A 13,026-nucleotide genomic window follows, 5' to 3' on the forward strand; every position below is an offset into this window, starting at 1 on the left:
CCGACGGCTCTGTCTTTCTGGCTTCTGTACGAGGGATGCACGCATGAATGAAGAAAAACTCCGGTACTTCCTGAAGCGGGTGACGGCCGATCTCCACGAGACGCGCCGCCGTCTTCAGGAGGTCGAGTCGGAGGAGCAGGAGCCGATCGCGATCGTCGGGATGAGCTGCCGCTACCCGGGAGGCGTCGAGTCGCCCGAAGACCTGTGGCAGCTGGTGTCCGAGGAGACCGACGCCATCTCCCCCTTCCCCACCGACCGGGGCTGGGACATGGGGCGGCTCTTCGACGCGGACCCCGACGGGCGGGGCACGAGCTATGTGCAGGAAGGCGGCTTCCTGCACTCCGCCAACCGGTTCGACCCGGCGTTCTTCGGGATCTCGCCGCGCGAGGCCATGGCGATGGACCCGCAGCAGCGGCTGCTCCTCGAAACCTCGTGGGAGGCGTTCGAACGGGCCGGGATCGACCCGACCTCGGTGCGCGGCAGCCGGACCGGTGTCTTCGCTGGCGTCATGTACCACGACTACGCCTCGCGTCTGCGCGCCGTCCCGGAGGAGGTGGAGGGTTACCTCGGCACCGGCGGCTCCAGCAGCATCGCCTCCGGCCGGGTCTCGTACACCTTCGGCCTGGAGGGCCCGGCGCTCACCGTCGACACGGCCTGCTCGTCCTCCCTCGTCACACTGCATCTGGCCATGCAGGCGCTCCGCAAGGGCGAGTGCTCGCTCGCCCTCGCGGGCGGTGTCACCGTGATGGCGACGCCGGGCACGTTCACCGAGTTCAGCCGCCAGCGCGGCCTGTCCTTCGACGGCCGCTGCAAGTCCTTCGCGGATTCAGCGGACGGCACCGGCTGGGCCGAGGGCGCGGGCATGCTCCTGGTGGAGCGGCTCTCGGACGCCCGCAAGAACGGCCATCCGGTACTCGCCGTGGTCCGCGGCTCGGCCGTCAACCAGGACGGTGCGAGCAACGGCCTGACTGCCCCGAACGGCCCGTCCCAGCAGCGGGTCATCCGCCAGGCCCTGGCCGACGCCCGCCTCACGGCGGCCGACGTCGACGTCGTCGAGGCGCACGGCACCGGCACCACCCTGGGCGACCCGATCGAGGCGCAGGCGCTGCTCGCCACATATGGCCGGGAGCACACCGAGGACAGCCCGCTGTGGCTCGGCTCGGTCAAGTCGAACCTCGGTCACACGCAGGCGGCCGCGGGCGTCGCCGGCGTCATCAAGATGGTCATGGCGATCCGCCACGGTCGGATCCCCAAGACGCTGCACGTCGACGAGCCGTCGACCAACGTCGACTGGTCGGCGGGCGCCGTCTCGCTGCTGAGGGAGACCGTGGAGTGGCCGGACACCGGCCGTCCGCGCCGCGCCGCCGTGTCGTCGTTCGGCATCAGCGGCACCAACGCGCACACGATCATCGAGCAGGCTCCGCTGCCGGAGGCCGAGACACGGCCGGCCGGCGACGAGACGGACGGCTCTGAGGGCACCGATGGCGCCGGTCGAGCGGACGCCGAGGCCGCCGGAGCCGGGGTGCGGCCCGTGTCCGTGCCTCCCGTACTGCCTTGGCCTGTCTCGGCCCGTACGGAGGAGGCCCTGCACGCCCAGGCGGAGCGGCTGCTCGCCCACGTGCGGACCAACCCGGACCAGGCCCCGGTGGACATCGGCCTCTCCCTGGCCACAGGGCGCGCCGCGCTGGAACACCGTGCCGTCGTTGTCGCGACCGACCGGGAGAACACCTTCGCCGATCTCGCCGCGCTGGCGTCCGGCGAGACCTCGGCGCGCGTCGTGCTCGGCGAGGCGGGTGCGCGAGGCAAGGTCGCGTTCCTGTTCACGGGGCAGGGGAGCCAGCGGCTGGGGATGGGGCGGGAGCTGTACGAGGCGTATCCGGTGTTCGCGGATGCGTTGGATGCGGTGTGTGCTCGCCTGGAACTGCCGTTGAAGGATGTGCTGTTCGGTACTGATGCGGGTCGGCTGAACGAGACCGCGTACACGCAGCCGGCTCTCTTCGCCGTTGAGGTGGCGCTGTTCCGGCTGGTTGAGTCGTGGGGCCTGAGGCCCGACTTCCTGGCGGGTCATTCGATCGGTGAGATCGCGGCCGCGCATGTGGCGGGGGTGCTGTCCCTCGACGATGCGTGCACGCTGGTCTCCGCCCGCGGCCGGCTCATGCAGGCGTTGCCCACCGGCGGTGTGATGATCGCAGTCCAGGCGTCGGAGGACGAGGTTCTGCCGCTGCTGACCGATCGGGTGAGCATTGCCGCGATCAACGGTCCGCAGTCGGTCGTGGTCGCGGGTGACGAGGCCGAGGCGGTGGCGATCGCCGAGTCCTTCACCGGCCGCAAGACGAAGCGGCTCACGGTCAGCCATGCGTTCCATTCGCCGCACATGGACGGCATGCTCGACGCCTTCCGCGAGATCGCCGAGGGCCTCGCGTACGAGACTCCGCGCATCCCCGTCGTCTCCAACCTCACCGGCGCTCTCGTCACCGACGAGATGGGCTCGGCCGACTTCTGGGTCCGGCACGTCCGCGAGTGCGTCCGTTTCCTGGACGGCATCCGCGCCCTGGAGGCCGCGGGCGTGACCACGTATGTCGAACTCGGTCCCGACGGCATCCTGTCGGCGATGGCCCAGGAGTGCGTCACCGGCGAGGGCGCGACCTTCGTGCCGGTCCTGCGCTCCGGCCGTCCCGAGGCCGAGACCGTCACCACGGCCCTCGCCCAGGCGCACGTCCGCGGGATCGCCGTCGACTGGCAGGCGTACTTCTCCGGGACCGGCGCCCAGCGCGTCGACCTGCCCACCTACGCCTTCCAGCGCGAGCACTACTGGCTCGACGCCGGAACGCTCGGCGGGGACGTGACCACGGCAGGTCTCCGATCCGCCGATCACCCCCTGCTCGGTGCCTCTGTGGCTCTGGCGGATGCGGAGGGCCTCCTCCTCACCGGCCGGCTCTCGCTCGATACCCACCCCTGGCTCGCCGACCACGTGGTGGCGGGGACGGTCCTGCTGCCCGGTACGGCGTTCGTCGAGCTCGCGCTGCGGGCCGGCGACCAGGTCGGCTGTGACCTGATCGACGAACTCACCCTCGCGGCCCCGCTGGTGCTGCCCGAGCACGGCGGAGTCGAACTCCAGATCACCGTCGCGGCTCCCGACGAATCGGGCCGCCGGTCCGTCGTCTTCCACTCGCGCGCCGACAGCGCCGCGGACGACGCGGCGTGGGTCCGGCACGCGACCGCAGTACTGGCGGAGGGCGCGGACACCCCGGCGTTCGACTTCGGCGTCTGGCCGCCGACCGGGGCCGAATCCGTCCCGGTGGAGGGGCTGTACGAGGGGCTCGCGGACTCCGGTTTCGGCTACGGTCCCGTGTTCCAGGGGCTGCGTGCTGCCTGGCGTCAGGGCGAGGAGGTGTTCGCCGAAGTGAGCCTCGGGGACGAAGCCGAGCCTGGAGCAGCGCATTTCACCCTGCACCCGGCTCTGCTTGACTCCGCCCTGCACGCCATCAACCTCGGCACCCTCGTCGAGGACACCGGGCAGGGGCGACTGCCGTTCGCATGGAGCGGTGTCGCGGTCCACGCCGTGGGGGCGGACACCCTGCGTGTACGGCTCTCCCGGGCCGGTCAGGACGCGGTGGCGCTGGAGATCGCGGACGCGGACGGCGCGCCCGTCGCTTCCGTACGCAGCCTGGCCCTGCGCGCCTTCTCACCCGAAGGGCTGACCGGGCCGGGCGGCGGCGGTCATGGCGATGCGCTGTTCCATGTCGAGTGGACGGCGCTGCCCGCAGGCAGTCCGGCAGGGTCGGTCGACGACTGGGTGATGCTGGGTGCCGGTTCGCAGGTGTACGCGGATCTCGCGGGGCTGGGTGCGGCTGTTGCGGAGGGCGGTGCGATTCCGGCGGCGCTGGTGGTGCCGTGCGTGGCGCCGGACGCGGACGCGGATCCGGGGTCGGCTGCGGATGATGTGGCGGGTGCGGTGCATGCGGCGGTTGAGCGTGTGCTGGGTCTGGTGCAGGAGTGGCTGGCGGACGAGCGGTTCGCGGATGGGCGTCTGGTGTTCCTGACGCGGGGTGCGGTGGCTGCTGTGCCGGGCGAGGATGTGACCGATCTGGTCCACGCTCCGGTGTGGGGTCTGGTGCGTTCCGCCCAGTCGGAGAACCCGGGCCGTTTCGGTCTGATCGATGTCGACGGTGATGTCGACGGTGATGGCGAAGTGGACGCGGACGTGCTGTCGGCCGTGCTCGCTTCCGGTGAACCCGAGCTGGCGGTCCGCGAAGAGGCCCTGCTCGTGCCGCGTCTTGTCCGTGCTGCTGTTGCTGGTGGTGCCGGTGGTGAGCTGGATGCTGATGGCACGGTGTTGGTGACGGGTGCGAGTGGCTCGTTGGGTGGTTTGTTCGCCCGTCATCTGGTGGTTGAGCGTGGTGTGCGGCGTCTGTTGTTGGTGAGTCGTCGTGGTGGGGCTGCGGAGGGTGCTGCTGAACTGTCAGCGGAGTTGGCCGGGTGGGGTGCCGATGTGCGGTGGGCGGCGTGTGATGTGGCCGACCGTGATGCGCTTGAGGCCGTTCTGGGTGGGATTCCTGCCGAGTATCCGTTGTCGGGTGTGGTGCATACGGCTGGTGTGCTGGATGACGGTGTGGTTGCGTCGCTCACGCCTGAGCGTGTGTCGGGGGTGTTGCGTCCGAAGGTGGATGCGGCCTGGAATCTGCATGAGCTGACCCGTGGTCTTGATCTGTCGTTGTTCGTGTTGTTCTCGTCGGCTGCTGGTGTGTTCGGTGGTGCCGGTCAGGCGAACTATGCGGCGGCGAACGTGTTCCTGGACGCTCTGGCTCAGCACCGCAGGGCGCAGGGCCTGGCGGCTACTTCCCTTGCCTGGGGTCTTTGGGCCGGGTCCGCCGGTATGGCGGGTGGGCTGGGCGCCGATGAGGTGTCGCGTCTGGGTCGTGGTGGTGTAGGTGGGCTCTCCGCGGAGGAGGGTGTGGCGTTGTTCGATGCCGCGTCCGCTTCCGAGCAGGCATTGTTCGTTCCGGTGAGGCTGGATCTGGGTGCCCTCCGGGCTCAGGTCGGTAGTGGTGGCATGCTGCCGCCGCTGCTCAGCGGCCTCGTCCGTACCCCCACCCGCCGCGCCGCCCGCAGCGGTTCGGCCGCGGGGGGCGCGTTCGCCCGGAAGCTGACTGCCCTCGCGGTGGACCAGCGGTCCGGAGCCGTGCTGGAGCTCGTGCGTGCTCAGGTCGCGGCCGTGCTCGGCTTCGCCGGGCCCGAAGCGGTCGACCCGGCACGCTCGTTCAGCGAGGTCGGCTTCGACTCGCTGACCGCTGTCGAGCTGCGCAACAGGCTCGGCGCCGCCACCGGCGTACGGCTCCCCGCCACCCTCGTCTTCGACTACCCGACCCCCACCGTCCTCGCCGACTTCCTGTACGGCGAACTGCTCGGCGGTCAGGAAGCGGCAGCAGCCCCGACAGCCGTCAGGGCCCGGGACGACGAACCGATCGCGATCGTGGCGATGGCCTGCCGTTTCCCCGGCGGCGTACGCTCGCCCGAGGACCTGTGGGGGCTCGTCCTGGACGGCAGGGATGCCATCTCGGACATGCCGGACGACCGCGGCTGGGACGTCGAGGGACTCTTCGACCCCGACCCTGACCGGCCGGGCACCAGCTACAGCAGGGCGGGTGGGTTCCTGCACGACGCCCACCACTTCGACCCGACGTTCTTCGGGATCTCGCCGCGCGAGGCCCTCGCCACCGACCCCCAGCAGCGGCTGCTCCTCGAAACGTCGTGGGAGGCGTTCGAGCGGGCCGGAATCGACCCGGCGGCCGTACGCGGCAGCCGGACCGGCGTCTTCGCGGGCGTCATGTACAACGACTACGGCACCCTCCTGCACCGTGCCCCGGACGGCCTCGAAGGCTATATGGGCACCTCCAGCTCGGGCAGCGTCGCCTCGGGCCGGGTCTCGTACACCTTCGGCCTGGAGGGCCCGGCGGTCACCGTCGACACGGCCTGCTCGTCCTCGCTCGTCACCCTGCACCTCGCCGTGCAGGCCCTGCGCAACGGCGAGTGCGATCTCGCGCTGGCCGGCGGTGTCACGGTGATGGCCACGCCCGGCACGTTCGTCGCGTTCAGTCGTCAGCGTGGCCTCGCGAGTGACGGCCGCTGCAAGCCGTTCGCCGCAGCCGCCGACGGTACGGCCTGGGGCGAGGGCGTCGGCATGCTGCTCGTCGAGCGGCTGTCGGACGCGCGGGCCAAGGGCCACCCGGTGCTTGCGGTGGTCCGTGGTTCGGCGATCAACCAGGACGGGGCGAGCAACGGTCTGACCGCTCCGAACGGCCCCTCGCAGCAGCGGGTGATCCGCCAGGCCCTGGCCAGCGCGGGTCTGTCGGCCGCCGAGGTCGACGTCGTGGAGGCGCACGGCACCGGCACCACCCTGGGCGACCCGATCGAGGCGCAGGCACTCCTCGCGACCTACGGTCAGGACCGCTCCGAGGACAGCCCGCTGTGGCTGGGCTCCATCAAGTCCAACTTCGGTCACACGCAGGCCGCTGCCGGGGTCGCGGGGATCATCAAGATGGTGCAGGCGATGCACCACGGTGTCGTACCCAAGACGTTGCACGTGGACGAGCCGTCACCGCACGTGGACTGGTCGGCGGGCGCGGTCTCGCTGCTCACCGAGCAGAGGGCCTGGCCGGAGACGGGCCGTCCCCGCCGCGCTGCGGTCTCTTCCTTCGGTATCAGTGGCACCAATGCGCACACGATCATCGAGCAGGCACCGGAGGAGTTCGCTCCGGTCCGCGTGGTCGAGCCGGGCTCCTCGGGTGAGGGTTCGCGGGTGCTGCCGTTCGTGTTGTCGGCGAAGTCGGTGGAGGCGTTGCGTGGTCAGGCTGCGCGGCTGAGGGCGCATGTGGAGGCTTCGCCGGAGGTGGCCGGGGCCGGGGCCGTTGATGTGGCCTATTCGCTGGCGACGAGGCGTGCGGTCTTCGATCACCGTGCGGTGGTGGTGGCTGGTGACCGTGAGGAGTTGTTGCGTTCGCTGGCTGCGTTGGAGTCGGAGGGCATGGCGGCTGGTCTGACGCGTGGGACGGCGGGTGGCGGAAAGCTTGCGTTCCTGTTCACCGGGCAGGGCAGCCAGCGGCTGGGGATGGGCCGGGAGCTGTACGAGGCGTATCCCGTGTTCGCGCAGGCCCTGGACACGCTCTGCGACGAGCTGGAGCCGCGACTCGAAGTGCCCTTGAAGCAGGTGCTGTTCGCTGCCGAGGGCGATCTGCTGGACCAGACCGCGTACACCCAGCCCGCTCTCTTCGCGGTCGAGGTGGCACTGTTCCGCCTGGTGGAGTCGTGGGGTGTGAAGCCGGACTTCCTGGCGGGTCATTCGATCGGTGAGATTGCGGCCGCGCATGTGGCGGGGGTGCTGTCCCTCGACGATGCGTGCACGCTGGTCGCCGCCCGCGGCCGGCTGATGCAGGCGCTGCCCACCGGCGGAGCCATGGTCGCCGTCCAGGCCACCGAAGAGGAAGTGCTCCCGCTGCTGACCGACCGGGTGAGCATCGCCGCCGTCAACGGTCCGCAGTCGGTCGTCGTCGCCGGCGATGTGCACGTGGTGATGGAGATTTCGGCCGGATTCGCCGTGCAGGGCCGCAAGACGAAGCAACTCGTTGTCAGTCACGCGTTCCATTCGCCGCACATGGACGGCATGCTCGCCGACTTCCGCAAGGTGGCGGAGGGGCTTTCGTACGGGACTCCGCGGATCCCGGTCGTCTCCAACCTCACCGGGGCTCTCGTCACCGACGAGATGAGCTCGGCCGACTTCTGGGTCCGGCACGTCCGCGAGGCCGTCCGCTTCCTGGACGGCATTCGCGCCCTGGAGGCCGCGGGCGTCACCACGTACATCGAACTCGGCCCCGACGGCGTCCTGTCGGCCATGGCCCAGGACTGCCTCGACAAGGACGGCGCCACCTTCGCGCCCGCCCTCCGCAAGGGCCGTCCCGAGCCCGAGACGATCACCACGGCCCTCGCCCAAGCCCACACCCACGGCATCGCCGTCGACTGGGAGACGTACTTCTCCGGCACCGGCGCCCAGCGCGTCGAGCTGCCCACCTACGCCTTCCAGCACGAGCGCTACTGGATCGACGTGCCCGTCCACTCCGTCGCCGATGTGGCCTCCGCCGGACTCGGTGCGGCGGAACACCCGCTGCTGGGCGCGACTGTCGAACTGCCCGACTCCGAAGGGCTCCTGCTCACTGGCCGACTGTCGCTCCAGTCGCACCCCTGGCTGGCCGACCACGCCGTCGCGGGCGTCGTCCTGCTGCCCGGGACCGCCTTCGTGGAGCTCGCACTTCACGCCGGGCAGCGGGTGGGCAGCGGCCTGCTCGAAGAGCTGACGCTGGAGGCACCGCTGGTGCTTCCCGAGCGCGGGGCGCTCCAGCTGCGGGTGTCCGTGGCCGCGCCCGACGAGACAGGGCGGCGCGCGCTGCACGTGCACTCGCGTCCCGAGGACCTGGGCGGCGAGGACCGTACGGGGCATGAGGTGCCGTGGACGCGGCACGCCGGCGGTGTGCTCGCCGCGCCGGAGGCGGCCGATGCCGCGCCGGAGGCGGCCGGCCTGGACGTCTGGCCCCCCGCGGACGCCGAACCGCTCGACGCCGCCGACCTGTACGACCGGTTCGCCGCGGGCGGGTTCGCGTACGGCCCTGCCTTCCGTAACCTGCGCGCTGCCTGGCGGCGCGGCGACGAGCTGTTCGCCGAACTGCTCCTCCCCGAGGGCCCGCTCGCCCAGGCCGCCCACTACGGTGTGCACCCGGCGCTGCTGGACGCGGGTCTGCACGGCATCGCGCTCGGCTCGTTCCTCACCTCCACCGATGCCGGGAACGACGGTGCCGGCGAGGACCCCCGGATCCGGCTCCCGTTCTCGTTCAGCGGTGTCGGCCTGCACTCGGTCGGCGCGGGCTCGCTGCGCGTACGGCTCGCCCCGGCCGGGTCCGGCGCCGTGTCGCTCGCGGCCTTCGACGAGCAGGGCGCACCGGTCGTGTCGGTGGAATCGCTGCTGCTGCGGACGGTCGATCCGGCACGGTTGAAGTCTGCGGACCGGCCGGTGTTCCACGAGTCGCTCTTCCGGCTGGAGTGGCCGTCGCTGGGCACGGGCTCGCGTACCGACAACGACTCCGGGGACAGCACCAAGAACGGTCGTGGGGACGGTCGGTGGGCCGTGGTCGGGGCCGACTCGCTCGGCCTTGAGGCCGGGCTGCGGGACAACGGCGTCGCCGCCGACGGGTACGCGGACCTGTCCGCGCTCGCCGGAGTCGTGGCCGCGGGCATGCCGCTGCCGGACACGGTGCTGGTCTCGTACGCCTCCTCGGGCCCTGAGGGTGGGGCCGGTACGGCGGCGACCTCGGCGACCTCGGCGGACGCCGTCCGGCAGGCGGCTCACGACGCGCTGGAGCTCGTCCAGGGCTGGCTCGCCGAGGACTCGTTCGCCGCATCACGACTGGTCGTGGTCACGCGCGGCGCGGTCGAGGCGCGGCCCGGCGAGGGCGTTCCCGATCTGGCGCACGCGCCGGTGTGGGGCCTGCTGCGGTCCGCGCAGTCCGAGAACCCCGGGCGACTCGTGCTGCTCGACCTCGACGCGGAGGACGCGGACGGAAACGGGAAGGGAGCGCTCCTTGCTCCGCTGCTGGCTGCCGCCGTGGCGAGCGGGGAACCCCAACTCGCCGTCCGTCACGGAGTCCTCCACGCCGCCCGGCTGGCACGGGTTCCCGCTGACCCCACCGCACCGGGTCAGGACACGACGGGGTCCGAGCCGGACGAGGCAGCCGATCGCGAGGGGGTGGCGAGCACGGAGCGCGCACCCGCCCTCGACCCCGACGGCACCGTCCTCATCACCGGTGGCACCGGATCGCTCGGCAGCCTGCTGGCCCGCCACCTGGTCGTGGAGCACGGTGTACGGCACCTGCTGCTGACCAGCCGGCGCGGGGCCACCGCCGAGGGCGCCCCGGAACTCGTCGCCGCACTGGCCGAACTGGGAGCCGAGGCGACCGTGGCCGCGTGCGACGCCGCCGACCGGGAGGCACTGGCCGCACTGCTGGCCGGCATCCCGGCCGCGCACCCCCTCACGGCCGTCGTCCACACCGCGGGCCGCGTCGACGACGGGCTCCTGGCGTCGTTGAGCCCGGAGCGGATCGACACGGTGCTGCGTCCCAAGGCCGACGCGGCGCTGCATCTGCACGAGCTCACCCGCGGGCTGGATCTCGCCGCGTTCGTCCTGTTCTCCTCCGCGGCAGGAACCCTCGGCAACCCCGGGCAGGCCAACTACGCGGCGGCCAACGCCTTCCTGGACGCCCTGGCACAGCACCGGCGCGCGGCGGGGCTGCCCGCGGTGTCGCTGGCCTGGGGGCTGTGGGAGCAGCGCAGCGCGATGACCGGCGAGCTGTCGGACGCGGACGTCCAGCGGATGGCACGAGCCGGACTGGCTCCCCTCTCCTCGGAGGAGGGCCTGGCTCTCTTCGACACGGCGTGCGCCCTCGCGTCGGTGGGCGCCCCGGAGACCGCCACCGGCGAAGGAGCGTTCGTCGCCATGCGGCTGGACACCGCACCCCTGCGGGCCCAGGCCGACGCCGGAGCCCTTCCGGCCGTCTTCCGCGGGCTGGTGCGAGGCGGTCCTCGCAGGGCCGCCGCACATCAGGCCGCCGACTCGGCGGCATCCACCGCCGCGCGACGGCTCGCCGGTCTGTCCGGGCTGCCGCAGGACGAACAGGAGCGCGTGCTGCTCGACCTGGTGCGCGCCCAGGTGGCCGCCGTACTCGCCTATCCGTCGCCGGACGCGGTGGGGGAGTCGCAGGAGTTCCTGGAGCTGGGTCTGGACTCGCTGACCGCCGTCGAGCTGCGCAACCAGCTGAACGCGGCGACCGGCCTGCGGCTGCCCGCCACCCTGCTCTTCGACCACCGCACCCCCGCGCTGGTCGCCACCCGGCTGCGCGCCGAACTCGCCGGAGCCCCCGGCTCGTCGGTCGGCGAGGGCGCGACGGACAGCGGCGGGGAGGACTCCGCGGGTGTCTTCGGCGCCATGCTCCAGGAGGCCGGTACGCAAGGTGCGTCCGGGCAGTTCATGGAACTGCTCATGCAGGCCTCGCGGTTCCGGCCGTCATTCGCCTCGGCGGCCGAGCTGCGCAAGGCGCCGAGCCTGGTGCGGCTCTCCCGCGGTGACTCTCGACCGGGACTGGTCTGTGTCTCCTCGATCCTGTCGATCTCGGGCCCGCACCAGTACGCGCGCTTCGCCTCCGCGTTCCGGGGCCGCCGGGACGTTCATGCGCTCGGTGCCCCCGGATTCCTGCGGGGCGAGCAGCTGCCCTCGACCACCGAAGCGGTGATCGAGGCCCAGGCGGAGGCCGTGCTCCGGCACGCGGCCGGCGAGCCGTTCGTGCTCCTCGGCCACTCCTCGGGCGGCATGCTCGCCCACGCGGTGGCCGGGAAGCTGGAGAGCGCGGGAGTCTTCCCCCAGGCGCTGGTGATGATCGACATCTACTCGCACGACGACGACGCGATCATCGGCATCCAGCCCGGCCTCTCCGAGGGGATGGACGAGCGGCAGGACACCTACGTACCGGTCGACGACAACCGGCTGTTGGCGATGGGCGCGTACTTCCGGCTGTTCGGCGGCTGGAAGCCCGCGGCCGTGAAGACGCCGACCCTGCTGATCCGGGCGGGTGAGCGGTTCTTCGACTGGACCCGGTCCACGGACGGCGACTGGCGTTCGTACTGGGACCTGGAGCACACCGCCGTGGATGTGCCGGGCAACCACTTCACCATGATGGAGGAGCACGCTCCGACGACCGCACAGGCCGTCGAGGGGTGGCTGGACACCACCGGCTGACCGCGCCGACCGGCAGCACCGGACAGGCACAAGGGCCGGGCCCCACCGCGAAGGTGGGGCCCGGCCCTTGTCGTGGTGGCCGGAGCAGGCGGTACGGCTCGCCCCGGCCCGTACGGCTCGCCCCGGTCGTCAGGCGACGCGCCTCTCACGCTCGCGGGAGCGCTTCTTCGGCAGCCCCACCGTCACGACCTCGAAGCTGTCCTTGGTGAGGTCGAGGCGGTGGAAGAGGTTGTCGGGTCCGGTCACGCACACCGTGCCCACACCGAGCCCCTCGAGCGACCCCACCACGCTCGGCCAGTGGATGGGCCGGTCGAAGGTGTCCAGCATCATCGTGCGCATCCCGGCGGCGTCCCGGACGACCGTGCCGTCCTGGTCGGCGACCACCGGCAGGGCGGGGTCGGCCAGTTCGTACGCGGCGAAGACGTCCTCCTCCGCCTTGCGGCGCAGCGCCGAGAAGGCCGCCGCGTGCACGGGCGGCCGCATCGAGTACATGGAGTAGCCGCCTGCCGCGCTGATGCCCGCCTTCAGCCCGTCGAGCTCCTTCTCCTGTACGGACACCATGTGGAAACCGGCGTCCAGCCGGCCGGAGATGTCGTACCAGGCGCCGCGGTCGTCGAAGCCGGCGAGGATCTCGTCCAGCCGTTCCTGCGGGGTGCGGACGAAGGAGTGCGTGACGACATCCTCGTACGCGCCGGTGAAGTACTCCTCCTCGCAGCGGGCCAGCTCCGCGGTGAGCCGGACGACGTCCGCGAAGGGCAGCGATCCGACGAAGGCGGCGGCAGCCTTCTGGCCGAAACTCGGGCCGGTGCAGACGGTGGGGGAGATGCCGAGCGTGTCCACCGCGCGGTCGGCCAACGCCATCGAGTTCACCAGGAAGGCGATCTGCGAATAGACCGAGTAGTCCTCCTCGGAGGTGCGGAAACGGTCGAACACCGAATAGCCGAGTGCCTCGTCGGCCTCCGCGAGGCGCTGACGCGCATAGGGGTCGAGCAGTAGGAACTTTCCGACCTCCGCGAAAGCCGAGGGACCCATGCCGGGAAAGACGATCGCCGTCCCGGTCCGGTCGGCGGACGTACCGCCCGGGTCCGTGGAGTCAGCGGGGCCCGTGGAATCGGTCGAGGGATTCTGCTCGGAATCGGAATTGGTCATGATCTGTGAATGCCTTCGCTTCCGGACGGCACCGGCAGTCACCT

2 protein-coding genes are annotated in these 13,026 nt (G+C 71.6%); one reads left to right on the forward strand and one right to left on the reverse strand.

What is annotated here, in order from left to right; genetic code table 11:
- Positions 1 to 43: 43 nt before the first annotated feature.
- Entirely contained in the window at positions 44 to 11,833 is an 11,790-nt protein-coding gene (locus ACGFZK_RS36140; RefSeq protein ID WP_393853071.1) for a type I polyketide synthase, read from the forward strand.
- 129 nt (positions 11,834 to 11,962) lie between these two features.
- On the opposite strand, the gene ACGFZK_RS36145 is transcribed toward ACGFZK_RS36140, so the two are convergent.
- On the reverse strand, positions 11,963 to 12,982 hold the full coding sequence (locus tag ACGFZK_RS36145; RefSeq protein ID WP_393853072.1) for an ACP S-malonyltransferase: 1,020 nt from the start codon (positions 12,980 to 12,982) through the stop codon (positions 11,963 to 11,965).
- Positions 12,983 to 13,026: the final 44 nt, after the last annotated feature.

Source organism: Streptomyces sp. NPDC048257, from assembly GCF_043201855.1.
Classification (GTDB): Bacteria; Actinomycetota; Actinomycetes; order Streptomycetales; family Streptomycetaceae; genus Streptomyces.

Bases quoted from the DNA above. Each gene is read 5' to 3' on its own strand.
- ACGFZK_RS36140 (WP_393853071.1), top strand. From the start codon at position 44: ATGAATGAAGAAAAACTCCGGTACTTCCTGAAGCGGGTGACGGCCGAT.
- ACGFZK_RS36145 (WP_393853072.1), bottom strand. From the start codon at position 12,982: ATGACCAATTCCGATTCCGAGCAGAATCCCTCGACCGATTCCACGGGC.